Origin of the sequence: Chryseobacterium manosquense, assembly GCF_014623485.1 — a bacterium.
Classification (GTDB): Bacteria; Bacteroidota; Bacteroidia; order Flavobacteriales; family Weeksellaceae; genus Kaistella; species Kaistella haifensis.
This window is the reverse complement of the sequence record NZ_CP060203.1, coordinates 539,214-563,295: the sequence shown is the minus strand read 5'-3', so window position 1 is coordinate 563,295 and position 24,082 is coordinate 539,214. Positions and strand designations below refer to the sequence as shown.

General features: G+C 39.0%; 28 protein-coding genes and 1 tRNA gene. 5 read left to right on the top strand and 24 right to left on the bottom strand.

Annotation, left to right across the window (positions count from 1 at the left end):
• Window positions 1-196: 196 nt before the first annotated feature.
• The 8 genes from H0S70_RS02600 to H0S70_RS02565 form a co-directional block, all read right to left on the bottom strand.
• Window positions 197-820, bottom strand: coding sequence for a class I SAM-dependent methyltransferase (locus H0S70_RS02600; RefSeq protein ID WP_188321606.1), 624 nt, complete (start codon window positions 818-820; stop codon window positions 197-199).
• 23 nt (window positions 821-843) lie between these two features.
• Window positions 844-1,344: a DUF6691 family protein gene (locus H0S70_RS02595; protein WP_188321605.1), complete on the bottom strand. Its 501-nt coding sequence runs from the start codon at window positions 1,342-1,344 to the stop codon at window positions 844-846.
• 10 nt (window positions 1,345-1,354) lie between these two features.
• Complete coding sequence (locus H0S70_RS02590) at window positions 1,355-1,918, bottom strand: YeeE/YedE family protein (RefSeq protein ID WP_188321604.1); 564 nt, start codon at window positions 1,916-1,918, stop codon at window positions 1,355-1,357.
• 8 nt (window positions 1,919-1,926) lie between these two features.
• Window positions 1,927-2,244: a rhodanese-like domain-containing protein gene (locus H0S70_RS02585; RefSeq protein ID WP_188321603.1), complete on the bottom strand. Its 318-nt coding sequence runs from the start codon at window positions 2,242-2,244 to the stop codon at window positions 1,927-1,929.
• A 24-nt stretch (window positions 2,245-2,268) separates the two neighbouring features.
• Window positions 2,269-3,693: an MBL fold metallo-hydrolase gene (locus H0S70_RS02580; RefSeq protein ID WP_188321602.1), complete on the bottom strand. Its 1,425-nt coding sequence runs from the start codon at window positions 3,691-3,693 to the stop codon at window positions 2,269-2,271.
• A 68-nt stretch (window positions 3,694-3,761) separates the two neighbouring features.
• Entirely contained in the window at window positions 3,762-4,196 is a 435-nt protein-coding gene (locus tag H0S70_RS02575; protein WP_188321601.1) for an OsmC family protein, read from the bottom strand.
• 50 nt (window positions 4,197-4,246) lie between these two features.
• Window positions 4,247-5,044 carry a sulfite exporter TauE/SafE family protein gene (locus H0S70_RS02570; RefSeq protein ID WP_188322180.1) on the bottom strand — a complete coding sequence of 266 codons (798 nt, stop codon included), beginning with the start codon at window positions 5,042-5,044 and terminating at the stop codon, window positions 4,247-4,249.
• A 61-nt stretch (window positions 5,045-5,105) separates the two neighbouring features.
• The gene (locus H0S70_RS02565; RefSeq protein WP_123247937.1) at window positions 5,106-5,729 is read right to left on the bottom strand and encodes a Crp/Fnr family transcriptional regulator; all 624 of its coding nucleotides are present in this window, start codon (window positions 5,727-5,729) and stop codon (window positions 5,106-5,108) included.
• Window positions 5,730-5,960: 231 nt separating this feature from the next.
• On the opposite strand from H0S70_RS02565, the gene H0S70_RS02560 reads away from it, so the two are divergent.
• The gene (locus H0S70_RS02560) at window positions 5,961-6,923 is read left to right on the top strand and encodes an SPFH domain-containing protein (protein ID WP_123247938.1); all 963 of its coding nucleotides are present in this window, start codon (window positions 5,961-5,963) and stop codon (window positions 6,921-6,923) included.
• Window positions 6,924-7,266: 343 nt separating this feature from the next.
• On the opposite strand, the gene H0S70_RS02555 is transcribed toward H0S70_RS02560, so the two are convergent.
• From H0S70_RS02555 to holA, 4 genes are all read right to left on the bottom strand, one after another.
• A tRNA-Ser gene (locus tag H0S70_RS02555) sits at window positions 7,267-7,354 on the bottom strand.
• Window positions 7,355-7,463: 109 nt separating this feature from the next.
• Complete coding sequence (gene crcB, locus H0S70_RS02550) at window positions 7,464-7,829, bottom strand: fluoride efflux transporter CrcB (protein ID WP_188321600.1); 366 nt, start codon at window positions 7,827-7,829, stop codon at window positions 7,464-7,466.
• Window positions 7,830-7,884: 55 nt separating this feature from the next.
• Window positions 7,885-8,826 carry a thioredoxin-disulfide reductase gene (gene trxB, locus H0S70_RS02545; RefSeq protein ID WP_188321599.1) on the bottom strand — a complete coding sequence of 314 codons (942 nt, stop codon included), beginning with the start codon at window positions 8,824-8,826 and terminating at the stop codon, window positions 7,885-7,887.
• Window positions 8,827-9,066: 240 nt separating this feature from the next.
• Window positions 9,067-10,104, bottom strand: a complete 1,038-nt coding sequence (gene holA, locus H0S70_RS02540; RefSeq protein WP_188321598.1) for a DNA polymerase III subunit delta — start codon at window positions 10,102-10,104, stop codon at window positions 9,067-9,069.
• A gap of 2 nt (window positions 10,105-10,106) precedes the next feature.
• Between holA and H0S70_RS02535 the strand changes: the two genes are divergently transcribed.
• Genes H0S70_RS02535 through H0S70_RS02525 form a run of 3 tightly spaced genes read left to right on the top strand, consistent with a single transcriptional unit; the run spans window position 10,107 to window position 12,466 of the window.
• Window positions 10,107-10,541: a type I restriction enzyme HsdR N-terminal domain-containing protein gene (locus H0S70_RS02535; RefSeq protein ID WP_188321597.1), complete on the top strand. Its 435-nt coding sequence runs from the start codon at window positions 10,107-10,109 to the stop codon at window positions 10,539-10,541.
• A 9-nt stretch (window positions 10,542-10,550) separates the two neighbouring features.
• Window positions 10,551-11,843 (top strand): Na+/H+ antiporter NhaC family protein, encoded by a 1,293-nt coding sequence (locus H0S70_RS02530; protein ID WP_188321596.1) that lies wholly within the window; start codon window positions 10,551-10,553, stop codon window positions 11,841-11,843.
• The gene (locus H0S70_RS02525; protein WP_031502278.1) at window positions 11,840-12,466 is read left to right on the top strand and encodes an HAD family hydrolase; all 627 of its coding nucleotides are present in this window, start codon (window positions 11,840-11,842) and stop codon (window positions 12,464-12,466) included. Before H0S70_RS02530 ends, H0S70_RS02525 begins: the two co-directional genes overlap by 4 nt.
• 10 nt (window positions 12,467-12,476) lie before the next feature.
• Here the strand turns inward: H0S70_RS02525 and H0S70_RS02520 are convergent, their stop codons facing one another.
• Entirely contained in the window at window positions 12,477-12,839 is a 363-nt protein-coding gene (locus H0S70_RS02520; RefSeq protein ID WP_188321595.1) for a cupin domain-containing protein, read from the bottom strand.
• Between the two features lie 132 nt (window positions 12,840-12,971).
• Between H0S70_RS02520 and H0S70_RS02515 the strand changes: the two genes are divergently transcribed.
• Window positions 12,972-13,715, top strand: coding sequence for a dienelactone hydrolase family protein (locus tag H0S70_RS02515; protein WP_188321594.1), 744 nt, complete (start codon window positions 12,972-12,974; stop codon window positions 13,713-13,715).
• Between the two features lie 74 nt (window positions 13,716-13,789).
• Here H0S70_RS02515 and H0S70_RS02510 read toward each other — a convergent pair whose 3' ends face one another.
• The 11 genes from H0S70_RS02510 to H0S70_RS02460 all read right to left on the bottom strand — a co-directional run bounded on the left by H0S70_RS02510 (window position 13,790) and on the right by H0S70_RS02460 (window position 23,840).
• Complete coding sequence (locus H0S70_RS02510) at window positions 13,790-14,251, bottom strand: Lrp/AsnC family transcriptional regulator (RefSeq protein WP_031502284.1); 462 nt, start codon at window positions 14,249-14,251, stop codon at window positions 13,790-13,792.
• Between the two features lie 5 nt (window positions 14,252-14,256).
• Window positions 14,257-15,570: an argininosuccinate lyase gene (argH, locus tag H0S70_RS02505; protein ID WP_188321593.1), complete on the bottom strand. Its 1,314-nt coding sequence runs from the start codon at window positions 15,568-15,570 to the stop codon at window positions 14,257-14,259.
• Between the two features lie 3 nt (window positions 15,571-15,573).
• Window positions 15,574-16,626, bottom strand: a complete 1,053-nt coding sequence (locus H0S70_RS02500; protein WP_188321592.1) for a M20 family metallo-hydrolase — start codon at window positions 16,624-16,626, stop codon at window positions 15,574-15,576.
• A complete protein-coding gene (argB, locus tag H0S70_RS02495; protein ID WP_188321591.1) occupies window positions 16,626-17,414 on the bottom strand; it encodes an acetylglutamate kinase in 789 nt (262 codons plus the stop codon). Before argB ends, H0S70_RS02500 begins: the two co-directional genes overlap by 1 nt.
• 1 nt (window position 17,415) lies before the next feature.
• Window positions 17,416-18,369: a Rossmann-fold NAD(P)-binding domain-containing protein gene (locus H0S70_RS02490; RefSeq protein WP_188321590.1), complete on the bottom strand. Its 954-nt coding sequence runs from the start codon at window positions 18,367-18,369 to the stop codon at window positions 17,416-17,418.
• A 5-nt stretch (window positions 18,370-18,374) separates the two neighbouring features.
• Window positions 18,375-19,514 carry an aspartate aminotransferase family protein gene (locus H0S70_RS02485; RefSeq protein WP_188321589.1) on the bottom strand — a complete coding sequence of 380 codons (1,140 nt, stop codon included), beginning with the start codon at window positions 19,512-19,514 and terminating at the stop codon, window positions 18,375-18,377.
• A 2-nt stretch (window positions 19,515-19,516) separates the two neighbouring features.
• On the bottom strand, window positions 19,517-20,491 hold the full coding sequence (argC, locus tag H0S70_RS02480; protein ID WP_188321588.1) for an N-acetyl-gamma-glutamyl-phosphate reductase: 975 nt from the start codon (window positions 20,489-20,491) through the stop codon (window positions 19,517-19,519).
• 1 nt (window position 20,492) lies between these two features.
• Window positions 20,493-21,683 (bottom strand): argininosuccinate synthase, encoded by a 1,191-nt coding sequence (gene argG, locus H0S70_RS02475; protein ID WP_188321587.1) that lies wholly within the window; start codon window positions 21,681-21,683, stop codon window positions 20,493-20,495.
• Window positions 21,671-22,312 (bottom strand): N-acetyltransferase, encoded by a 642-nt coding sequence (locus H0S70_RS02470; RefSeq protein ID WP_188321586.1) that lies wholly within the window; start codon window positions 22,310-22,312, stop codon window positions 21,671-21,673. The genes argG and H0S70_RS02470 overlap by 13 nt, the downstream gene beginning before the upstream one ends.
• 170 nt (window positions 22,313-22,482) lie before the next feature.
• Complete coding sequence (locus H0S70_RS02465; RefSeq protein WP_188321585.1) at window positions 22,483-23,136, bottom strand: CoA transferase subunit B; 654 nt, start codon at window positions 23,134-23,136, stop codon at window positions 22,483-22,485.
• Complete coding sequence (locus H0S70_RS02460; RefSeq protein ID WP_188321584.1) at window positions 23,136-23,840, bottom strand: CoA transferase subunit A; 705 nt, start codon at window positions 23,838-23,840, stop codon at window positions 23,136-23,138. The genes H0S70_RS02465 and H0S70_RS02460 overlap by 1 nt, the downstream gene beginning before the upstream one ends.
• Between the last annotated feature and the right edge of the window lie 242 nt (window positions 23,841-24,082).

Below are 24,082 nucleotides of genomic sequence, written 5' to 3'. Positions count from 1 at the left end.
ATATAACAAAAATCATACGGAGTATTAAAAAGTTTAAAAAGTTTCCATAATAAGGTTACAATTTTGGAAGATCCGGAATATCTCGTGACAGATAAAAATTAATTGTTTAAAATACACAAAAAACACCACTCTTCTTGAAAAGCGGTGTGGTCATTTACCTTTTTGTTTTTCCCTATTTAAAGAGGTTTTAACAACATCAATTCTTGATTGTTTTACGCTGAAAACTGCAGAACACAAAATTCTGTTCTGTAGCAAAAGGCGTTATATGGTTTTCTCTTTTTGAGGTTAAAGTCTCAAAATCTGATACAAAAACAGAAGACAGTGTTTCTTCGGTGTATTGCTTAATGGCCAATCCGCTGCATTTTTCGGGTCCGTTTTCGGAGAAGGTGCCGATGGTAAGATATCCCACCGCTGCCTTTCGGGCGATATTGAGATACTTTTCAATCTGTTCCTGCTCGGTAAGAAAATGAAAAACAGCCCGATCGTGCCATACATCATAAGTGGTTTCCGGTTGAAATTGGATAATATCACTCACGATCCAGGTAACCAATTGCGCTCTATCACCTAATCTTGCTTTGGCTTTTTCGAGAGCTTTTGCCGAAATATCAAGCACCGTGATGTTTTCAAAACCCTGCTCCAGGAGAAAATCAACCAAAGTGCTGTCGCCACCGCCGACATCAATAATTTTGGCAGAACGGTTTATCGGAAAAGAATGTATCATTTCCAGTGAAGTTTTGGGAACATCTTGGATCCAGCTTACTTCGTGTGGTTCTTTCGTTTCATACACTTTTTCCCAGTGTGCTTTCTTTCCTATATTCATTTTGATGGTGTATAAAACTTCTTTTAATGAGGCAGTTTGTCCCTGAAATAGCCATAAACCCAGGTTCCGGCGATTGCACTGAACAAAGTAACTACCACTACTGTAGCACCGGTTCCGATTTGTGCAAACAGCGGCCCGGGGCAAGCTCCCGTAAGCGCCCAGCCGAATCCGAAGATTAAGCCACCATAAATTTGTCCTTTGTTGAATTTCTTTTTATGAAAGATGATTTCCTCGCCGTAAATGGTTTTGATGTTGAATTTTTTAATGATAAAAATTGAAATCATCGCCACCAAAATCGCACTACCGATAATGCCGTACATGTGGAAAGACTGCAGGCGGAACATCTCCTGAATCCTGAACCAGCTGATGACTTCGGCTTTGATAAAAATAAACCCGAAAAGAATTCCCAAAAACAAATATTTCAAGTTGTGATACCACCGGTGCTGCAGTTGGCTTTCGTTGATACAAACGGTATCTAAAGACCTCAGCTCCAGATCGTTTTTTTCTTCTGTATTTTGTTGCATTTTTTAATTTTTAAAGTGAAAGAATAATCGGAAGCAGTACATTGGCCATTAAAAATCCGCCGATCATAAAACAAATGGTGGCTATTAAACTCGGAAGCTGCAAATTCGCGATTCCCATAATCGAGTGTCCACTGGTGCATCCTCCGGCATATCGGGTTCCGAAACCTACCAGAAAACCTCCGCCTACCATCATGAGAAATCCACGAAGGGTGAAGAGTGACTCCCAATTCATGAGCTGAACCGGCACCAAGTTCGAATAATCCGTGATGCCGTAACCTGCCAATTCTTTGGCGAGTTCGGGGTGAACCGCTACAGGATTAGGATTTGAAAAAAACAGCATGGTGATGACTCCGCCGAGAAAAATCCCGAAAACGAAGAACAGATTCCATGCTTCTTTTTTCCAGTTGTATTTAAAAAAAGGAATATTTGCCGGCAGACACGATGCGCAAATGTGGCGCAACGAAGAGGAAATACCGAAAGATTTGTTCCCAAGAATAAGGAGCGCCGGAACCGTAAGCCCGATCAATGGTCCCGCGACATACCATGGCCACGGCTTTTGAATAAGTTCTATCATAAAATTGTTTAGTTAGTTAGGAGTTGTTGTACATTTTGCCAGGTTCTGCCATCCATGACATTGTTAATGCCGTTTTGATCCAGAATTCTTTTGGCTTGGCTGCTTCTGTTGCCACTTCTGCAGAAAACGACGATGCTTTTCTTTCCTGCAAATTTACCTAAATGTTTTGAGATCGCATCCAAAGGGATATTAACGGCACCTTTTACGCTACCCGCAGAAAATTCGGCGGGAGTTCGCACATCAACCAGATACGCTCCTCCGTTGAGTGCTTCAGTTAAAGCTTGATGACCCCTTGGGTTCAAAATATTTTTTAAAAAATTTAACATGCTTTTTACTATTTTATCCGTTAATTAAGAATTTTGAGTAGATAACACTTTGCTTTGGCAGATAAAATCCGTTTTCGGAACTTTAGTTTGGCCAATTGCTGCGAAACCGCCTTCCACTTCCGTGAAATTTCGGTAACCTCTTGCCTGAAGAATACTCGCTGCAATCATGCTTCGGTATCCGCCTGCACAATGCAGGAAAAAATGCTGCTGAGGATCTACATTGTTGATCCAATCATTGATATAAGCCAATGGCTTGCTGTAAGCATCTTCTACATGTTCTGCGGCGTATTCACTTTCTTTTCGAACATCTACCACCACGCTTTTTTCCGTTTCAAAACGGTCAGCAAATTCCCCTGCGGTAATTCTTTTCACGGTATCCGTTTCTTTTCCGGAGTTCTTCCAAGTGGCGAAACCTCCTTTTAAATGTCCTAAAACCTGATCAAATCCCACCCGGCTGAGGCGGGTAACAGCTTCCTCTTCCTGGCCTGCATCGGTTACCAACAAAATAGGCTGTTTCACATCAACAATCATCGCGCCTACCCAAGGTGCAAAATCGCCGTTAAGTCCAATATTTACAGACTGTGGGATGAACCCTTTGGCAAAATCGGCATTGCTTCTGGTATCCAGGATCAATGCGCCGGTGTTTTCTGCCATTCCTTCGAAATCGTCGGCAGACAAAGCGATCATTCCCCTATTTAATACCTCATCAAAACTTCCGTATCCTTTTTTATTCATCGCTACATTCATTCCGAAATACGCCGGAGGAGGCAACAAACCATCTGTCACGGCTTCAATAAACGCCTGTTTATTAGGTTGATTGAGGGCGTAGTTTACTTTTTTCTGGTTGCCCAAAGAATCCACGGTTTCCTTCATCATATTTTTTCCGCAAGCAGATCCGGCTCCATGTGCAGGATAGACCGTAATTTCATCATCCAGAGGAAGTATTTTTTTGGTTAAACTTTCATAAAGCAAACCCGCCAATTCTTCCTGAGTAAGATGTGCTGCTTTCTGAGCAAGATCCGGACGACCCACATCTCCCAGGAAAAGCGTGTCGCCACTGAACAAAGCCGTTTCTTTGCCGTTTTCATCCATTAAAAGGAAACAAGAACTCTCCATGGTGTGACCGGGAGTGTGTAAAACTTTGATTTTTACATTTCCCAATTCGAAAATCTGCCCATCTTCTGCAATAATGCTTTCAAATTCCGGCTGTGCGGTAGGCCCGTATACGATTGCAGCGTCGGTTTTTTTGGCTAAATCCAAATGCCCGCTCACGAAATCTGCATGGAAATGTGTTTCAAAAATATATTTGAGCTTCACGCCCTCTTTTTCGAGTCGTTCAATATAAGGTTGGGTTTCACGCAAAGGATCGATGATGGCTGCCTCGCCATTTGAAGTGATGTAATAGGCCCCTTGAGCCAAACATCCGGTATAAATTTGTTCGATATTCATTTTAATTCTTTTTAATGATTGAATGGTGCAAAATTCGATAAGTTGATCCACCTGCACCGCTACTTTTGTTACAGAAGATGAAGATTCAGCGAAACAGAGGTTTTCATGGAATTGGTAACCAAACAAGCTGCCTTGGATTTTTCTAAGACTTTTATTGCCTTCTCTAGATCATTTTCGGGATTTTTCAGGAGCAATTCCGGGGTGATTTCAGGTTCTGTGATTTGATATTTTCCTTCCACTACTTCCAGTTTGCATTTGGTTTTGCATGAAAAATTTAGAAATTCAAGTTTAAAATTTTCAGCAATGGCCAAAAAAGTAGAAAGATAGCAACTGCTGCTTGCTGCTGCATAAAGATGCTCCGGCGACCAGATTCCCGGCACTCCGTTTGGAAATTCGGGAGGTGTTGCACATTCGATGGTTTTGTTTAAAATCGGGGAAGACAACTCTCCTTTACGCCCTTCATTCCAAGTGGCGCTTACTTCGTAAAAATGCTGTTGTGACATGATTTTTTATTTAAAATATGATTTAAAAAGGAATTAATTCCTATAAATTTTTATTGAAAGAAAATTTCTTTAATCAGGATATAAACTCCCATCACCAGGACAAACCACCCGAAAGCGGGTTTGAGTTTTTTACCATCTATCTTTGAAGAAAGTCGGCTTCCGATGAACACTCCAAAAATAGCGAGACCTAAAATTTTGAGTATAAAAATCCAGTCGATTTCCGAATGGGAAAGAGAAACCACAAAGCCGAAAAGTGAATTGAGCGCAATAATAAACAGTGAAGTCCCGATGGCTTTTTTGATATCCAGTTTAAGCAAATTCACCAATGCCGGAATGATGAGAAATCCGCCTCCGGCACCTATTAGTCCGGTTACAAAGCCCACAAAAACGCCTTGAAAAATTACTGCACTGTTTTTTACGATATGATTTTCAGAAGGGAAACAATCTTCTCCTCTACATTTTTTGATCATACTGAACGATGCAAACAACATCAGCACGGCGAAAACCAGCATCAGCAAGATGTTTTTGGTAACGATGAAGTTTCCTAAGGAGAAAATTTCGTCGGGAATTGCGGTCACTACATAGGTTCGTGTAAGAAATACAGCTGCAATAGAAGGAATACCAAAAACGAGAGCCGTTTTCAGATTAATGAGTCCTTTTTTAAAATAAGAAACCGAACCCGCAAGACTGGTCATTCCGACAATGAAAAGCGAATAAACAGTCGCCAAAGCAGCATCGATGCTGAAAAGATAAACCAAAACCGGTACGGTGAGAATACTGCCACCACCACCGATGATTCCTAAAGAAATTCCGATAAAAACCGAGGCAATATAGCCGAATACGTCCATCATAATCTGAAATTGATGCTGCAAAAATGCACCAATCCAGAAACTTGTACCGCTACTTTGGTTACATAAGGGTAATTTTGTTTCTACCGAGTTTCAGATTGCCGTTTTCTTCCAGTTGTTTCAGAAGCCTGGAAACCACTACTCTGGCAGTTCCCAGCTCATTGGCAAGTTGTTCATGGGTGATGCTGAGGATTTTGCTACCCGATAATTCTTCTTTTTTATGGAGGAGATTCAGCAATCTTTCATCCATTTTTTTAAAAGCAATAGCGTTAATGATTTCGAGTAATTCTTCAAAACGCTTGTGATAGAGCCTGAAAATATAATCCAGCCACTCCGGATATTCCTTGATGAACAGCGAAACTTTCTCCATCGGCAAAAAGAGAATTTCTGCATCCTCTTCCACTTCGGCTTTCACCTTACTTTTCTCATCGTGCATTCCGCCAAGGAAAGACATGATGCAGCTTTCGCCGGCTTTAATGTAGTACAGCAATATTTCGCGGCCGTCTTCTTCGGTTCGCATTACTTTCAGGGTGCCTTTGGTTACAATAGGGATTGCGCGGATCGATGAATTTTCATCAAGAATCACCTCCCCTTCACGGTACATTTTTTCGGTACTGTATTGCTTAAGTTTCGTGATGAGTTCCGGCGAAGTACGAAACTCAACAATCTGTTCCAATTGATCCATGGTGCAAAATTAGGGAATATTAATTTGAGGAATATTTTTCTCATGGATTTAACAGATGGAGCGGATTTTATTTTACGCTTTTAATGCTTCTTTACCATTTAAATATAAAAGAATATTTTAATGAAATACTCCAATTTACCGGTTTGGTAATACTTGTAGAATCAGGAGTTCTTATTTTGTAGGATTCATGAAAATGATTATCTTTAAAAACTCACATCCAAAATTTTATTTATGTCTCTAACATTTCTACTTTTGTTGATGATCGGGGTACTTGTTACCATAGGAATCATTACAAAAAAACTCGACCTCCTCACCTATTCTGAACCGGATAAAAATGGAAACCGAAAACCCAACGGCTTCAAATGGAAACCCATCACTATTATTTTGTTAGCTGTTCTGGCAGCACTCTTCCAACCTATGAATTACGAAGTGATCAGCGTGGGGCACAAAGGGCTTTTAATTAATCTTTTAGGAGATAAAAGAGGCGCTTCGAATACCGAAGAGGTTTCGGGAGTCGTGTTCTACAACAAATACACCCAAGAAATACAGGAAGTTCCGCTCGACCAGCGACATATTGAATATCCTGAATCCATAATCGTGGCCAAAGGTGGTTTCCCCTGCCCGATCAAGCCTTCATTTAACTATTCAGTAAAAGAATCTACCGCAGCAGATATGTTCACAAACCTGCGATCCACCTATAAAAAAGGCGGATTGGAAGCAATACAGGAAGGCTGGCTGAACAATGCCATTATCGGAGCGATAAATGATGTAGCCAACCGTCATTCCATTGATTATCTTTTCAATAACCGTGAAACTTACGAAGCTGAAATTTTGTCGGAAGTAAACAAAAGAATCGGAAAGTGGTTTTTGGTTTCACAATTAAAAACCAATATACAACCTCCGAAAGCCATTCGACAATCCATCGAAGATAAAGCCACTGCAGATGCAGACGCCATTAAAGCTGAAGCACAAGCAAGAGTTGCACAAGCCGATGCACAAAGAAAAATTCAGTTAGCCAAAGGAGATTCGGCATCGTTGGTAATTAGAGCGCAAGCAGAAGCAAAAGCTATCAGCTTGAAACAGCAGGAAATCACCCCTACTTATGTTGAATACCAACGCGTGCTGAAATGGGACGGCGTGATGCCAAGTACCGTACTAGGAAGCGGTAGCAATACACTGTTGAATGTGAAGTAAAAGACACCGAAAGGCGGGAGGATTTGTGTAGTGAGTTGTGCAAATTTCAAATAAACAAAACTCCATTTACCAAGCACCGAAAAAGTAATTCCCCACTATATCAGCAAAAAAACATAGGCATGAGACAAAAGTTTCATGCAAGTGAAACTCCATAACCATCAGCATGGAACTACTGTTTCATAGGCATGAAACAAATGTCTCAATTTTTAGGGCAAAATCACCCGAACTTTGAAACAGGATGTCAAATACACAGCGGTGTGATTTTATGTAAAACCAAATAAAAACAAAAAACCCTTTAAAACTTACGCTTTAAAGGGTTTAAATGTAAACCGTGAAATTTACATGGCGGAGGAACAGGGATTCGAACCCCGGGACCTGTTACAGTCAACAGTTTTCAAGACTGCCGCAATCGACCACTCTGCCATTCCTCCAGTCAAATGATTTCTCATTTTCAGTGGTGCAAATATAAAGCGTTTTTATAAACTGAGCAAATTATTTTTACAAAAAATAAGTAAAAAACTCATATTCAAAGAGAAAAATTTAGTTTCTCGCTACATTCAGTCCTAAATAAACTGCTCCCAAACCCAATATTACGCTGAGAACGACATATAAAATGAGGATGATATATTCGCCACTTTGCCAAAGGGAGATGTTTTCTGCCGAAAATGTAGAGAAAGTAGTAAAGCCTCCACAAAATCCGGTAATCAAAAGAAATTTCAGATAGTTGTCTATTTTAACAAAATAAGCACTGAAAATCCCGATCAGAAAACACCCGATGATATTCACCACAAAAGTTCCCATCGGAAAGGCGTTGATGTTCCATAATTTCTGGGTATAATGGGACATCAGGAAACGCAAAACGCTACCCAAACCACCACCGATGAATATGTAGAAAAGATTTTTCATTATTTAGACAAAATAGTCTGGATTCTAGATTCTAGACTTAAATTTCTGCCAAATTCTAATTTAGTTCTGCCAAGTATTTTTCCGCATCCATTGCAGCCATACAACCACTTCCTGCTGCGGTAATCGCCTGACGATATCTGTGATCCTGAACATCGCCCGCTGCGAAAACTCCCGGCAAATTGGTCAAGGTGGAACCCGGAACGGTTTTGATGTATCCGCTTTCATCCAAATCGATTTGGCCTGCAAAAATATCTGTATTCGGTTTATGACCAATCGCGATAAAAATTCCGTGAACGTCTATCTTGGAGATTTCCTGAGTTTGATTATTAATCACCACTGCTCTTTCGACCAAAGCATTTTCGCCTTCAATTCCGATTAATTCATGGTTGAATTTCACTTCGATATTGGGCGTATTTAGAACCCGATGGATCATCGCTTTTGATGCCCGGAAGGTATCTTTTCTTACCAACATGGTTACTTTGTTCGTAAGTTTTGCCAGATAGGTCGCTTCTTCAGCCGCGGTATCGCCCGCTCCTACTACCACCACATCTTTTCCTTTATAGAAAAATCCGTCGCAGGTTGCACAGGCAGAAACTCCACCTCCGGAATATTTTTTCTCATCATCAAGGCCTAAATATTTCGCAGTAGCACCGGTAGAAATTATCACCGTTCTGGCAAAGATCTCTTTATTTCCGGCCCATAAACGATGAACACCACCTTCTTCTTTAGAAAATTCAACTTTGGTGATGAGTTCGTAATGAACTTTTGTATCGAATCTTTCGGCCTGTTTCTGAAGATCCATCATCATTTGAGGACCTGTAACGCCGTCTGGATAGCCGGGAAAGTTATCTACTTCTGTGGTAGTTGTTAGCTGCCCGCCAGGTTCAAGACCTGTGTACAATTCGGGTTTAAGATCGGCTCTGGCTGCGTAAATCGCTGCGGTAAATCCGGAAGGTCCGGAACCTACGATAACGCATTCTAAAATATTTTGTTCCATGAATTAAGTTTAAAATTTTGAATGTTCAAAAATCGGTATTTATTTTGGGTTGAAGTATATGTTATGATGATTTTTTTCAATGCGCGAAATATCATCTTTATTTTATTTGTCTGATGTTTTTTCTTTATTTAATGATCTTTGTTTCACAACTGAAACCGCGACCCGACCTGAGTGGAGCTCTTTTTGCGCAACGAAGTGAAGCAAAAAAGCGGGAACGGAGGGCGGAAAAGTCGCCCAAAATCACACTTTCACCTTTAAGCGGTCGACATGAAGGATTTTGTATACCATTTCTCGCAGCAACTCGCTTTCTTCCATATTTACGGCGCCTAAACCTTTGTTTTTCAGGTCCATTTCGCGCAGAATGGAGATGATTCGCGTACAGTGTTTGAGGTTGTAAAAACGTGCAGCTTCAGTATAATTTTTGACAAAATACGGGTTTACGCCCATTGCGGATGCCATCGCCTGCTGCGACTGTCCTGCCATGGTGTGGCAAATCACCAGATTCGAAAAAAAGTTATATAAATTACCGATCACCATTGGGAACGAATTGTTTTTTGGCGATTTCCCCATGAAATGTGCGATCCGCAGCGCGTTGCTTTCATCTTTTTTACCAAGAGCTTTGATGAGTTCGAAAACATTAAAATCTTTGCTGATTCCGATGTGGGTTTCGATGATTTTTTCGTCGAGAAGTTCATCGTTTTTCAGAATCATTTTGAGCTTACTGAGTTCGTTGGAAATCCTTGACAAATCGGTTCCGAGGTATTCGGAGAGTAATAAAGGAATATCTGGTTTTGTTTTCAGACCGACATTGCGAAGCTCCTGCTCGATCCATTTCGGTACTTCATAATCCTTCATTTTCGGACTTTCGAAAAGCATTTTGCTTTTGGAAAGTATCTTGGCAAAACTCTTTCTAGTATCCACCTTTTTGTGCTTATGTGCGATCACTAAAAGAGTCGATTCCACGGGATTTTCAACATAGATTTTCAACGCATCTGCTTCTTTTTCGGTTAACCGAATTTCCTGAGCTTCTTTAAGGATAATCACCTGTTTATCGCCCATCATCGGGAATTGTCTTGCTAGAGAAAGCACCTCAGAAAAAGTGGTGTCTTTGCCATAAACCACGGTTTGATTGAAAGCTTTTTCATCCTCTTCCAAAACATCGTTTTCGAAAGATTTCACTGCTGAATCTATAAAAAAAGGTTCTTCACCATGGAAAAAATAAATCGGTAAAAACTCTTTATTTTTAATATTTTTGAGGATTAAATCTAATTCTTTCATAAATGCAACTTCCGGAACTGAATTTTGAGGATACTTTTGATTTTCAAATCAAGAGAGACAAAGATAAGTTTTTTATTTATGATTTGGTTCGGAAAAGCTGGCTTTTGCTAACGCCCGAAGAATGGGTTCGGCAACATTGGGTGCATTATTTTCATTTAAAAAAAGGCAGAAATCTTTCCTCACTAATCCTCGAAAAAAAGCTGGAACTGAACGGTACCACAAAGAGAATTGATCTTTTGGTTACCGAAAAAACCATTCCGAAAATCCTGGTGGAGTGCAAAGCTCCTCACATCAAAATCACCGAAAAAACTTTTGAGCAAATCGCGCGATACAACTCCATCATCGGTGCGGAAGAAATTATACTTTCCAATGGTTTGCTACATGTTTTTGCGAAATTTTCTGAAAATCATTACGTTTTTTCGCCTTTTGCATATTAATTTTGCAAAATGTTAAAACTCAACCACCCCCTTTTTTCCATATTTCCTTTGCTAATTTTTGTTCTGGTATTTTTGGGATTCGGAATTTATAATAATGATTTTTACGCGCTTCCCTCTCCTATCGCAGCTTTGATCGGGATTACCGCAGCTTTCATCCTTCTAAAAGGAAAAATCAACGAAAAAGTAGATACTTTTTTGAAAGGTTGCGGCGACGGAAAAATCCTCACGATGTGTATTATTTACCTTTTGGCAGGTGCTTTCGCAACGGTAACCAAAGCGACAGGTAGTGTAGATTCCATCGTAAATCTGGGATTAAATTATGTTTCTCCGGCCTATTTTCCAGTTGGGGTTTTTGTCATGGCGGCGTTTCTTTCATTCGCCTCCGGAACATCTGTTGGATCTATCGTTACGCTGGGTCCGATTGTGATTGCATTGGCTGAAAAAAGCGACTCACCTTTAGGATTAATCGGTGCTTGTTTACTTTCGGGAGCGATGTTTGGCGATAACCTGTCTTTGATTTCGGACACTACCATTGCTGCGACCCAAAGTTTGGGCTGCCAGATGAAAGATAAATTTCGTTTCAATTCCAAGTTAGCATTTCCCGCTGCGTTGGTAACGATTTTAATTTTAATTGTATTGGGATTCAATCAGGAAGGTACAGCAGTCATTAGCGGAAACAAAGAATTTAATTTGATTTTAATCTTGCCTTATCTTTTGGTTATTGCGCTTTCATTGATTGGTTTAAATGTTTTCGTTGTATTATTCGCAGGACTAATTTTCGCCGGAATGCTTGGATTTGGTTATGGAAGTTTCGATTTTATCGGCTTTGCCAAAAAAACCTATGAAGGATTTACCAGCATGACCGAGATTTTTCTGCTTTCACTTCTCACAGGCGGTTTGGCAGCAATGGTAGAAAAAGCCGGCGGAATTTCTTTCGTTATTAAAAACATCAGCAAAATCATTAATTCCAAAAAAACAGCACTTTTGGGAATTGGCGGTTTGGTTACGGTTGCCAATCTTTGCGTTGCCAACAACACCATTTCGATTATTATTTCGGGCAAAGTAGCGAAAGAAATTAATGATAAATACGGACTGAAACCACAGCAAAGTGCATCTATCCTTGATATTTTTTCCTGTTATGTTCAAGGATTGATTCCTTACGGTGCTCAAATTCTTATTTTAATCTCATTGAGTAATTTCAAAATGGAATATCCGGACCTTGTTCAATATTCATTTTACCTTCATATCCTTTTAGTTTTCACATTAATCAGCATTTTTTTTGGCAAAAAACAATCAGTATGACGAAGCAGAATTCAACAATAAAAAATATCATTTTCGATTTTGGTGGCGTTTTAATGGACTGGAATCCGCGGTATTTCTACAAAGATTACTTTAATGATGACGAAAAAATGGAATTTTTCCTCAGAAACATTGCCACCGATGAGTGGAATGCGGAACAAGATCGAGGAAGAAGTCTGGCTGAAGGAACCGAAATTCTGATTGCAAAATTCCCAGAATGGGAAACGGAAATCCGCGCATATTACGACAATTGGACCACGATGTTGAGATCGGATATTCCGGAAAACGTGGCAGTTTTACGAAAGCTAGAACATTCAGAATATGATCTTTTTGGATTAACGAATTGGTCTGCAGAAACTTTTCCTTATGCTTTGGAAAATTACGATTTCTTCAAAATATTTGATGGGAAAATCGTGGTTTCAGGCACGGAAAAATTGATTAAACCCGACCCGAAAATTTGGGAAGTTTTATTGGAACGGTACAACATTAAGGCTAATGAATCGGTTTTCATTGATGATAACGCCAAGAATATTGAAACCGCCAAAAACTTAGGTTTTGTAACGATTCATATTACTGAAGAAACCAATTTAGCAGAAGAACTTCGAAATTTGGGAGTAGAATTTTAATTAAAATCCGCTATTCCTCTTCGCGATTAACCAGTTCCATCGAAAAAGCAGGCAGACAAATTGCTAAATATTCGCAAGGATTTTCGAACGGATTGCTGTAGCGGATTCTTGCACCTTTTTCGATCATGATGCTTTGTCCGGCCTCCAAAACAAGGGTTTCTCCATCGATTTCAAACTGTTTTTTCCCTTTTATTATGTAGGTAAATTCATCAAATTCCGGTGTTTGATGCGGTTCGCTCCAATTCGGCGGAGCTACCATGTGCGCAATGGAAATATTGGAATTTCCGGTGGAGTTTCCCCAGATTTCTTCAATCAGCTTCCCGTCGGTCGTCGGAACCACAAAAGGTGATTTTTGAATTTTATATTTTGGCATTTTCTTTATTTTTAAGTATCTCAAAATTACGATTATCTTTCATTTCGATGAAACACGTCGCCGAATATTACACCAAACACTCACTGTATCTTTATTCTTATGTTTAAATTTGAACTAATAAAAATCAAAATAATGATACGATCCTTACTATTAACCGTTGCAATTGCATTTTCGGGAACTCTATTTAGTCAGCAACTAAAACCTGTTTCCTATCAAGATGGCAAACAAAAACTGAATGGTTTAGTAACTTCCAACAACGGAAAAAAACTTCCCGGAGTTCTCATTTTACCCGCGTGGAAAGGAATTGACAATGAAGCAAAAACTGCTGCTTTAGATTTAGAAAAAGAAGGGTATATTGCATTTATTGCCGACATTTATGGTGAAGGAAACATCCCTTCGGATAATGCTACAGCGGCAAAAACAGCTGGATATTACAAAGAAAATTTTGCTGAATATCAAAAAAGAATTGCACTGGCATTGGAACAACTAAAAAAACATGGCGCAATCCCTGAAAAAATAGCCATCATCGGCTACTGTTTCGGAGGAACCGGTGCCTTGGAAGCTGCAAGAGGGAAATTGCCTGCTGCTGGATTCGTGTCCATTCATGGTGGATTAGCGAAAAATCCGATGAGGAAGAATGAAGATCTGAAGGCCAAAATTTTAGTAGAACATCCCGCCGATGACGAAAGCGTAACGGCGGAAGATTACCACAATCTGGTAAAAGAAATGAATGAGGGAAAAGCTGATTGGCAAATCATCACTTACGCGAATTCGAAACACACTTTTACAAATCCTGAAACGGCCGATTATAATCCAATAATGGCGAAACGAGCGTGGAATCACACGTTGTTATTTTTGAAAGAGATTTTAAAATAATTTCTTTTCCATTATTTATAAAAAAAAATCCTTTTCAAAACTGAAGAGGATTTTTGTTTAAAAAAAGTCTAAATTTAGAAAGTAAATTTCGTGTCATTTTTAATCACCGAAAGCACGATATTGCTGTGATACTGACCGATATTGGGAATATTAGCAACAACAGTCGTCATGAAATTATTATAATCTTTGATATTTTTCGCAACAACTTTGATCACATAATCGTATTGCCCGGAAAGACTTACCACTTCCAAAACCTGTGGTTCCGCTTTGATTTTGGCTTCAAATTCCTGCAATTTTTCGTTGGATTGTTCCTTCAAAACGATGTTACAATACGCCATGATTTCGAAACCGGCAAGTTCAGCATCGATCAAGACTACATGTTTTCGGATGATTCCGCTGTTTTTCAACGACTTGATTCTTTCGTAAGTTGCCGTAAAAGAAAGTCCTATTTTCTCGGCCAAATCTTTCACCGATACCGTAGAATCTTCCTGCAGAAAATTGAGTATTTTATGATCGTTCGCGTCTAATGTTTTCATCTTTTTTAATTAAATTTTCTGAAGACCTCCTCGAAATTTAAAGTAATTTCTTCCAAACACAAATTGCCGATACTTCCTTTATGAGTATGCTTCAAATCATCGTTTCGGTAGTGATAAGTCCCATTTTCAATGGCATTTCCGACCTCGCGATAGGCTTCGCGAAAACTCGCTCCATTCATCACCAATTCGTTGATTTTTTCGACGCTGAAAAGATAATCATATTTTTCGTCCTTTAAAATATCATTTTTCACTTCGATATGTTGAAGCATAAATTCAAAAATTTCGAGACAATCTTTTAGCTCCTGAATTCCGGGAAAAATAATTTCTTTAGTAAGCTGAAAATCCCTGTGGTAACCGGACGGGAGATTATTGGTAAGGAGCGTCAATTCATTCGGAAGACTTTGGATTCTCGCAGATTTTGCGCGGATCAATTCAAAAACATCGGGATTTTTTTTGTGAGGCATAATGCTGCTACCGGTCGTAAGTTCCGTCGGAAAACCGATAAATCCGTAATTCTGATTGCTGAACATGCAAATATCGTAAGCCAATTTGCCTAAAGTCGACGCTAAAGTGCTCATCGCCATCGCTGTTATTTTTTCCGATTTTCCACGAGTCATCTGCGCGTAAACAGAATTGACATTCATTTTTTCAAGATTCAATTCCTTCGTCGTAAAATCTCTGTCGAGCGGAAAAGAAGAGCCAAAACCCGCTCCAGAACCCAAAGGATTTTTCTGAACCACCGATAAAGCCGCCGCCAAAACCTCCAAATCCTCAGATAAAGATTCGGCAAAAGCACTGAACCATAGTCCAAATGAAGAAGGCATCCCAATTTGGAAATGCGTGTAACCCGGCATCAATACAGATTTGTGGGTTTCTGAAAGCATCATTAATCTTTCAAATAAAGATTTTGAAAGCTTCGCAATCGATTTAATTTCTGCTGTTAAAAATAATTTGATTGCCAATAAAACCTGATCATTTCTGGATCTTCCAGTGTGAATTTTCTTTCCTGCATCGCCGAGTTTTTCGGTGAGATTAAACTCAATTTGGCTGTGAATATCCTCTACTCCGCTGTTGATCAAAAGTTGGTTTTGTTTTGCCAAAACATTCATTTCATCCAATTCTTTTTGAATGGAATCGTTTTCTTTCTCCGTCAAAAAACCGATTTTCTTAAGCATTTTGCAATGCGCTTTTGTTCCAAGAATATCGTATTGAGCCAATAAAACATCGAAATCTTTATCATTTCCGACGGTAAATTTTTCGATGATTTCCAAGTATTTCAGATTCGCGGAATCTTTTGCCCACAATTTTTTATTTTCCATTTTTTAAAGGATATGAGAGAGAATTTTAATGTATTTTTCGATGCCTTCATCGAGTTCTTTTTCGTAGATAAATTCGTCAGCAGTGTGGGAACGCGTAGAATCTCCGGGACCAATTTTTACAGAATTAAAAGGCATTAACGCCTGATCTGAAATCGTCGGAGAACCATAAAGCTCGCAATTTTCTTGTTGTGCCGCCCAAACAAAAGGATGATCCAGATCGATTCGGGAAGAATTTAAAGCCAGAGATCGAGGTTGAATTTCCGACTCCAATTCTTTTTGGAAAATCTCTACAATTTCCGAATTTGAATAAAGTTCATTCGTACGAACATCCACCGTGAAATGACACTGATCCGGAACCACATTATGTTGAGAACCGGCATTCACAATCGTTACCGTAGCTTTTACTTTTCCTAAAACCTCAGAAACCTTGTCAAAACTTAAATTCTGAATTTTCTGAATATCGCGAACCGCTTTATAAATGGAATTATCATCATTGAGATGGGCCGCGTGAGAAGCCGTTCCTTTTGCCACACAGTTTAAAACCACCAACCCTTTTTCAGCGATTGCCAAATTCATTTTGGTAGGTTCTCCAACAATTGCAAAATCGATTTTCCCCAAATCCTCCAGAATTGAAGTCACTCCGTTTTTGCCGGAAATTTCTTCTTCAGCCGTAGCTGCATAGATTAAATTATATTTCAATTTTTGAGCATAAAAATGAGAAAAAACCGCCCATAAACTCACCAAACTAGCACCTGCATCATTGCTTCCCAAGCCAAAAATTTTCCCGTCTTTTTCTATTGCTTTGAAAGGGTCGAGGGTGTACGCAGAATTGGGTTTTACCGTGTCGTGATGGGAATTAAGGAGAATTGTCGGAAGATTTTCATCGAAATAAAGATTCTTTGCCCAGATATTATTTCCTTTTCGCTGAAACGGAATCTTCTTTTCGCGCAAATATTTCTCTATAATTAAAGCCGTAATTTCCTCTTCTCTGCTGAAAGAAGGCGTTTCGATGAGTTGCATCAAAAACTTTTTGGCGTCTTTTTTTAAATTTTCCATTAATGCAAAATGATATTTGTTCCCGGTTTTCCGTTGTTGAAATACAATTCCAATGCGTCACTTTTTAGAATTCTAGCTTCTTCTACGCCGTGATACAATGCTCTGAAAGCCGTTTGTAGCTTAGGAATCATTCCATCGGCAATTTGTTTGGTTTCTTTCATTTGCGTAAAATCGGACTTTGAAATTTCTTCAATCACCGAATTTTCATCCGCAATATCTTTTAAAACCCCATTTTTTTCAAAACAATAAATGAGGTGCGTTTTATAATTCGCCGACATCGCTTTTGCAATTTCTGCCGCTACAGCATCTGCATTGGTATTTAAAAGTTCGCTTTCTTCACTAATGCTGATAGAATTCACAACCGGAACGATATTTCCCGCAATGAAATTTTCGAAAATCGCCTCATTCACCTTTACAATATCGCCAACAAAACCATAATTGATGACAGAAGCATCTCTTTTCTTTGCAACTATACAATTCAAATCTGCGCCCGAAAGTCCTATTGCCAAAAGCTTTTCGGAAGACAAACCCGTCACAATATTTTTATTGATCAAACCCGCATACACCATTGTACAAAGCTCCAAAGTTTCTGCAGATGTGATGCGTCTTCCCTCCACCATTTGCTGTGGAACCTGAAGTTTTTGGGCAAGTTCTGTCACTTTTTTTCCGCCACCGTGAACCAAAATCGTTTTCTGTCCGGATGCTGCAATTGCTTTTAGACAGGTTTTCAGCGTTTCGGAATTATTGATGGTTTCGCCGCCAATTTTTATGATGAATAAATCTTCCATTTCACAATGAATTTTCGAGGATTTTCTTAATGATTAACTGCGCGGAAAGCGTTCTGTTATTGGCTTGTTGATAAATTAAAGAATTCGAAGAATCCAAAACTGCATCACTCATTTCCAGATTTCGGCGAACCGGAAGACAATGCATAAATTTTGTTTCGGGGTTGGTTTTTAAAAAATCTTCACCCAAAAGCCAATCTCCTTTCACTTCGGGTAATGCGCCATAATTTTCAAACGAAGACCAGTTTTTAAAATATACAAAATCTGCATTTTGCAATGCCTCTTCCTGATTATGATACACTTTCGCAGCTCCTGTAAATTCTTTGCTTAAATCATAACCTTCCGGATTTGCGATACAAAAATCGACGTCGGCAGCGTTCATCCATTCCGCAAAAGAATTTCCAACCGCTTGGGGAAGCGCTTTGATGTGTGGCGCCCATGAAAGAACCACATTGGGTTTCTGAGGTTTATTCCAGTTTTCACGAATCGTAATTAAATCCGCAAAACTCTGCAAAGGATGTCGTGTAGCCGATTCCAGAGAAATCACCGGAACTGTTGCATATTTGATGAAAGAATTCAAAACAAACTCGTTATAATCCTCGTCGCGGTCTTTTAATCCCGGAAAACATCGCAAACCGATGACATCGCAATATTCGCTCAAGACTTTAGCCGCATCTTTGATATGCTCCACGGTAGTACCGTTCATCACAGCGTTTTCTGCAAATTCCCAATTCCATGCATCTTGTCCGGCGTTGATCACCTGAACCTGCATTCCGAGGTTCATTCCGGCTTTTTGACTGCTCATTCTGGTTCTTAAACTAGGATTTAGAAATACCAAGCCGAGCGTTTTATTTTTTCCTAAATCACTGAAACCGTAAAGATTTTTTTTAAGTTCCAAAGCTTCCTGAACAAGTATTTCAGGATTTGATATATCGTGTACTGAAGTGAAATTTTTCATTTTTTTTAAATTAAATTTAAAACTGATTGAAGAGAAGCAATAAAATAATCGATCTCCGAATAAGAAATCGTGAGCGGTGGTAAAAGCCTCATCGTTAAAGGATTTTTAGCGCTTCCTACAAAAATTTTATGTTCTTCCCTTAATTTTTTAGAAACGTGAGCGGCAGGAATTTCAAAATCGATTCCTATTAAAAGACCTTTTCCGCGGATTTCTTTGATTTGCGGAATTTCCTGTAATTTTTGGATTAAATAGGCTCCTTTTTGAAAGGATTCTTCCATAAGATTTTCATCAGCAATAATCTCCAAAACCGCAATTGCAGCGGCACAAGCCAAATGATTTCCGCCAAAAGTAGTTCCGAGCATTTTATGTTTTGCCGGAATTTTCGGGGAAACCAAAACGCCACCGATCGGGAAACCATTTGCCATCCCTTTTGCTGTGGTAATGATGTCGGGTTTTACTTTGAAATGCTGATGAGCAAAGAATTTCCCGCTTCTCGCATAACCGGACTGAATTTCATCGGAAATAAAGAAAACCGAATTTTCGGTGCACAATTCCGAGATTTTCGACATTAATTCCTGAGAAGGGATCTGAATTCCGCCAATTCCCTGAATTCCTTCGATAATAACTCCGGCCAAATCGTGGAGATTTTCTTTGAATAATTTTTCAAATGCTTCTGCATTATTCCATTCACAGAAAATAAAATTTGAAGTTTCGTTTACAGGAGCGACAATCGAAGAATCATCCGTTGCTGCAACTACCGCGGAAGTTCTGCCGTGAAAAGAATTTCTGAACGTAATGAATTTCTTTTTCCCAGAAGTGAAAGATGCGATTTTCAGGGCATTTTCATTCGCTTCCGCACCAGAATTGCAAAGAAAAAGCGCATAATCTTCATATCCGGAAATTTTTCCGAGCTTTTCTGCCAATTCTTCCTGGAGTTTATTAATCACCGAATTGGAATAAAAACCGATTTGATCGAGTTGATTTTTAATTTTTTCCACATAATGAGGATGCGTGTGACCAACAGAAATCACCGCATGACCACCATAGAAATCGAGATATTCGGTTCCGTTTTCGTCCCAAAGTTTACAATTTTCTGCCTTTACAATATTTATGGGCATCAAAGGATATACATCAAATAATTTCATGATTAAAAGACAGAAGGTTTAAGATTAAGTCCGGATTTTTCATTGAAACCGAACATCAAATTCATATTTTGGATCGCTTGTCCGGAAGCGCCTTTCAACAGATTATCGATCGCGACATGAACTGCAAGATTTTTTCCGACTTTTTCGATATAAACAACTGCTTTATTGGTATTTACGACTTGTTTTAAATCAATCGGACTTGCGGAAACGAAGACAAATTTTGAGTATTTATAAGAGTAACGATACATTTCCTCGATTTCAGTCTGAGAAAGATCGCTTTCCATCATTACTGAAACGAAAATTCCGCGCGTGAAATCGCCTCTCCACGGGATAAAATTAATTTCCGTTTTAGTTTCAGAAATCAAAGAAATACTTTTCTCAATTTCCGCGATATGTTGATGAGTAAAGGTTTTGTATGGAGAAATATTATCATTTCGCCAGTTGAAATTCAATGATTGATGCAACGCTTTTCCGGCGCCTGTAGAACCTGTAATTCCTACACATTGGATTTTTTCAATTTTTTCTTGTTTTAAAATTGGTAAAATCCCCAGTTGAATCGCCGTTGCAAAACATCCCGGATTGGCGATATATGAAGCTTTTGCAATTTTTTCTTTATTAAATTCCGACAGTCCGTAGATGAATTTTTTGTCGTTCCATTCTTCATCTACCCGGAAATCGTTACCCAAATCGATAATTTTAGTTTCGGGAGCAATGCGTTTTTCGTTTTCGATAAGCCAATTTTTGCTTTCGCCATGCGGAAGACAAAGGAAAATCATATCTGCAGGTTGTGCTAAATTTTCAAATTTTAAAGTTGTTTCCCCAAACAAATCTTTATGAACATCAGAAACAAATTCGCCCTGAAGACTTTGGCTCGTCACGAAAGAAATTTCCACATTCGGGTGATAGAGCAAGATTCGAATCAATTCGCCCGCTGTAAAACCTGTTCCGCCTACAATTCCTACTTTTATTTTTTCCATTTTAATTCTTGTTGTTTACCTGATGATAAATGCTGAGCGCATTCGAATAAATTTTGGAGAACCCTTTCACATCAGCTTCCGTCCAAGTTTTGTTCATTTCTCCATAAGAGCCGAATTTTGAAGACATTAAATCGTTTTCCGACTCTACTCCGATCAGTGAAAAATGATAAGGTTTCAATAAAATTTTCACAATTCCGTTCACTGTTTTCTGTGAAGATTCGAAAAGTGCTTCCATATCCTGCATCACCGGATCGAGCACCAAACCGTCGTGCAGATAATTTCCGTAAGAAAGACTCAGCTGATCTTTTATGAAAAGTTGACTTTTGGTTAAGGTATGTTTTTCCAGCAAATGATGCGCTTTCAGAATGATCAAAGGCGCTGCAGCTTCAAAACTTACCCGACCTTTGATTCCGATAATTGTATCGCCAACGTGCGTATCGCGGCCAATTGCAAAAGGTTGTGCTATTTCCTGAATAAACTGAATTGCCTCAATCGGTTTAGAAAATTCCTGACCATTCACTGCCTTGATTTCTCCTTTTTCGAAAGTAATGCTCAATTCTTCAGGCTCCGATTTTGAAATTTGCGTTGGAAAAGCTGTTTCAGGAAGTGAAATATTAGATGTCAAAGTTTCCTTTCCACCTACAGAAGTTCCCCAAAGACCTTTATTGATCGAATATTGCGACTTTTCAAAATTAATTTCGAAACCATTTTCTTTTAGAAAATCAATCTCTTCATTTCTAGAAAGTTTCAAATCACGAATCGGCGTAATGATTTCAACTTCCGGCAAAAGAATCTGAAAAATACTATCAAATCTCACTTGATCGTTTCCTGCACCGGTACTTCCGTGAGCAATGGATTTTGCGCCGATTTTCTTTGCATAATCAGCAATCGCAGTTGCCTGAAAAACCCTCTCAGAACTTACGGAAAGCGGATAGGTATTGTTTTTCAAGACGTTTCCGAAAATTAAATATTTGATGCATTTTTGGTAATAATTCTCCGCATCATCAATTACATGAAAAGATTTTACGCCCAATTGATATGCGCGTTCCTCGGTTTTTTGAATTTCCTCAGCAGAAAATCCACCAAGATTGACCATCACCGCATGAACTTCCAACTGCTTAATTTTTGAAAGATAAACCGCACAAAAAGATGTGTCGAGGCCGCCACTGTAAGCCAAAACTACTTTTTCCATAACATTGTTTTTATTTTTTTGAATTTTGAAAACAACTTCTGGTCATTTTCAGATTTGATATTATTAGAATTTTCTTGAGATTTATTTTCTTCCGGATTATACAACATCGCGGTGCAAAGGCAGTTCTTGCGATCTTTACTATTTAAAATTTCGAAATTCACACAACTTTTGCAGCCGCTCCAAAAAACCTCATCCTGAGTCAATTCGGAATAAGTAACCGGCTTGTAACCCAAGCTGCTATTGATTTTCATTACCGCTAAACCCGTTGTAAGGCCGAATAATTTCGCGTTGGGATATTTTTCGCGCGAGTAGGAAAATATCTTTTGTTTAATCGCCTTTGCCAAACCATCTTTCCTGAATTTTTTCGCGACTATTAACCCCGAATTAGCGACATATTCCTTGTTGCTCCAAGTTTCAATATAACAGAAACCCGCCCATTCCCCTTCAGCCGAAAAAGCCATTACTGCTTTTCCTTCGTTGATTTTTTCTTCGAGATAAGCTGCAGACCGCTTTGCAATTCCCGTTCCGCGCTCTTTGGCTGATTCTTCTATCTCTTTTAAAATAACTGGAACAAATTCAAGATGCTTATTTTCAGCGACTGTAACTATAAATTTATTATTTAAATCCACTTTTATCTAAATTAGAGCGCAAAAATAGATAAATTTTGTTTAAAAACAATTCTTTATAGATTTAATTTTTAAAAATTAGCGCAATTTTAATTATAATATCTATAAAAAAAGAAAAGCCCAGATAAAATCTGCGCTTTTCTTAAAAATTGAAACTTAAAATATGTATACTCTTAGAAAACCATCTCTGGAATTTCTCCTTCAATAATTAAATCAGCTTCTGTAGCTTTCACGATATCTTCCACGGAAACTCCGGGTGCACGCTCGAGAAGTTTGAAACCATTCGGCGTTACATCCATCACTGCAAGTTCTGTCACGACTTTTTTCACACAGCCGACGCCAGTTAAAGGAAGCGTACATTTTTTCAGGATTTTGCTTTCTCCGGCTTTATTTACATGCATCATCGCAACGATGATATTTTCCGCAGAAGCTACCAAATCCATTGCGCCGCCCATTCCCTTCACCATTTTTCCAGGGATTTTCCAATTGGCAATATCGCCATTTTCCGAAACTTCCATTGCACCAAGAATGGTGAGATCCACTTTTTGGCTTCGGATCATCCCAAAACTGAATGCAGAATCGAAAAAAGAAGCACCTGGAAGTGTTGTAATGGTTTGCTTTCCAGCATTAATCAAGTCCGGATCCTCTTCGCCTTCAAAAGGAAAAGGTCCCATTCCTAAAACGCCATTTTCACTTTGGAATTCCACAGAAATATCCTGCGGAACGTAGTTTGCGACCAAGGTGGGGATTCCGATCCCGAGATTTACATAATAACGGTCTTTAACTTCCTTTGAAATTCGCTGTGCGATTTGTTCTTTTGTTAGCATTATGATTCTCTTTTTCGGGTTGTACGTTGCTCTATTCTTTTCTCGAATTTTTCTCCCTGAAAAATCCGCTGTACCATAATTCCCGGAATATGAATCTGGTTAGGATCAAGTTCGCCCGGCTCTACCAATTCTTCCACCTCGGCAATGGTTATTTTTCCTGCTCCAGCCATTGGCGCATTGAAATTCCGTGCAGTTCCCCTGAAGATTAAATTCCCTGCGTGATCTCCTTTCCATGCTTTCACGATAGAAAAATCTGCTTCGTAGGCATACTCCAGAATATACATCTTACCGTTGAATTCTTTGGTTTCCTTACCTTCCGCAACCTCAGTTCCGTAACCTGCGGGAGTATAGAACGCAGGAATTCCGTGTTGCGCAGCGCGACATTTTTCCGCTAAAGTTCCTTGGGGCGTGAGTTCCACTTCCAATTCACCGGAAAGCATTTGTCTTTCGAATTCGGCATTTTCGCCTACATAGGATGCGATCATTTTTTTAATTTGTTTCTTTTGAAGAAGCAAACCAAGTCCAAAATCATCCACTCCCGCATTATTGGAAATACAGGTAAGTCCGGAAATATTGCTTGCAACCAGCTCGGCGATTGAATTTTCTGGAATTCCGGATAATCCGAAACCACCTACAATCAAAGTCATTCCATCGGTAATTCCCTGGATGGCTTCCTGGGCATTTTTTACTCTTTTATCGATCATTATAATATTGAAATTTTGTGGCTTGAAATTACAATTTTTTTTAATAAAATTCTATTTCCGGTTTTTGTAAATTTGCAAAAGCTTTTTTTAAATATTTTTAAATCATCATTGAATGGCAATTTTAAAAAAAAATCTTTTAAAGTATTGGCAGACAGAAAAAATTATGTTATTTTTGCACCCTGTTAATCAACCTCTGACGAAGGACGTGAAAGTTGGTTAGCTCGACAAAACAATTTTTTTAC

What these genes read in the sequence shown, in the direction of transcription:
- H0S70_RS02600 (WP_188321606.1), bottom strand. Translation starts at nt 820, where the DNA reads ATGAATATAGGAAAGAAAGCACACTGGGAAAAAGTGTATGAAACGAAA.
- H0S70_RS02595 (WP_188321605.1), bottom strand. Translation starts at nt 1,344, where the DNA reads ATGCAACAAAATACAGAAGAAAAAAACGATCTGGAGCTGAGGTCTTTA.
- H0S70_RS02590 (WP_188321604.1), bottom strand. Translation starts at nt 1,918, where the DNA reads ATGATAGAACTTATTCAAAAGCCGTGGCCATGGTATGTCGCGGGACCA.
- H0S70_RS02585 (WP_188321603.1), bottom strand. Translation starts at nt 2,244, where the DNA reads ATGTTAAATTTTTTAAAAAATATTTTGAACCCAAGGGGTCATCAAGCT.
- H0S70_RS02580 (WP_188321602.1), bottom strand. Translation starts at nt 3,693, where the DNA reads ATGAATATCGAACAAATTTATACCGGATGTTTGGCTCAAGGGGCCTAT.
- H0S70_RS02575 (WP_188321601.1), bottom strand. Translation starts at nt 4,196, where the DNA reads ATGTCACAACAGCATTTTTACGAAGTAAGCGCCACTTGGAATGAAGGG.
- H0S70_RS02570 (WP_188322180.1), bottom strand. Translation starts at nt 5,044, where the DNA reads ATGGACGTATTCGGCTATATTGCCTCGGTTTTTATCGGAATTTCTTTA.
- H0S70_RS02565 (WP_123247937.1), bottom strand. Translation starts at nt 5,729, where the DNA reads ATGGATCAATTGGAACAGATTGTTGAGTTTCGTACTTCGCCGGAACTC.
- H0S70_RS02560 (WP_123247938.1), top strand. Translation starts at nt 5,961, where the DNA reads ATGTCTCTAACATTTCTACTTTTGTTGATGATCGGGGTACTTGTTACC.
- crcB (WP_188321600.1), bottom strand. Translation starts at nt 7,829, where the DNA reads ATGAAAAATCTTTTCTACATATTCATCGGTGGTGGTTTGGGTAGCGTT.
- trxB (WP_188321599.1), bottom strand. Translation starts at nt 8,826, where the DNA reads ATGGAACAAAATATTTTAGAATGCGTTATCGTAGGTTCCGGACCTTCC.
- holA (WP_188321598.1), bottom strand. Translation starts at nt 10,104, where the DNA reads ATGAAAGAATTAGATTTAATCCTCAAAAATATTAAAAATAAAGAGTTT.
- H0S70_RS02535 (WP_188321597.1), top strand. Translation starts at nt 10,107, where the DNA reads ATGCAACTTCCGGAACTGAATTTTGAGGATACTTTTGATTTTCAAATC.
- H0S70_RS02530 (WP_188321596.1), top strand. Translation starts at nt 10,551, where the DNA reads ATGTTAAAACTCAACCACCCCCTTTTTTCCATATTTCCTTTGCTAATT.
- H0S70_RS02525 (WP_031502278.1), top strand. Translation starts at nt 11,840, where the DNA reads ATGACGAAGCAGAATTCAACAATAAAAAATATCATTTTCGATTTTGGT.
- H0S70_RS02520 (WP_188321595.1), bottom strand. Translation starts at nt 12,839, where the DNA reads ATGCCAAAATATAAAATTCAAAAATCACCTTTTGTGGTTCCGACGACC.
- H0S70_RS02515 (WP_188321594.1), top strand. Translation starts at nt 12,972, where the DNA reads ATGATACGATCCTTACTATTAACCGTTGCAATTGCATTTTCGGGAACT.
- H0S70_RS02510 (WP_031502284.1), bottom strand. Translation starts at nt 14,251, where the DNA reads ATGAAAACATTAGACGCGAACGATCATAAAATACTCAATTTTCTGCAG.
- argH (WP_188321593.1), bottom strand. Translation starts at nt 15,570, where the DNA reads ATGGAAAATAAAAAATTGTGGGCAAAAGATTCCGCGAATCTGAAATAC.
- H0S70_RS02500 (WP_188321592.1), bottom strand. Translation starts at nt 16,626, where the DNA reads ATGGAAAATTTAAAAAAAGACGCCAAAAAGTTTTTGATGCAACTCATC.
- argB (WP_188321591.1), bottom strand. Translation starts at nt 17,414, where the DNA reads ATGGAAGATTTATTCATCATAAAAATTGGCGGCGAAACCATCAATAAT.
- H0S70_RS02490 (WP_188321590.1), bottom strand. Translation starts at nt 18,369, where the DNA reads ATGAAAAATTTCACTTCAGTACACGATATATCAAATCCTGAAATACTT.
- H0S70_RS02485 (WP_188321589.1), bottom strand. Translation starts at nt 19,514, where the DNA reads ATGAAATTATTTGATGTATATCCTTTGATGCCCATAAATATTGTAAAG.
- argC (WP_188321588.1), bottom strand. Translation starts at nt 20,491, where the DNA reads ATGGAAAAAATAAAAGTAGGAATTGTAGGCGGAACAGGTTTTACAGCG.
- argG (WP_188321587.1), bottom strand. Translation starts at nt 21,683, where the DNA reads ATGGAAAAAGTAGTTTTGGCTTACAGTGGCGGCCTCGACACATCTTTT.
- H0S70_RS02465 (WP_188321585.1), bottom strand. Translation starts at nt 23,136, where the DNA reads ATGCTAACAAAAGAACAAATCGCACAGCGAATTTCAAAGGAAGTTAAA.
- H0S70_RS02460 (WP_188321584.1), bottom strand. Translation starts at nt 23,840, where the DNA reads ATGATCGATAAAAGAGTAAAAAATGCCCAGGAAGCCATCCAGGGAATT.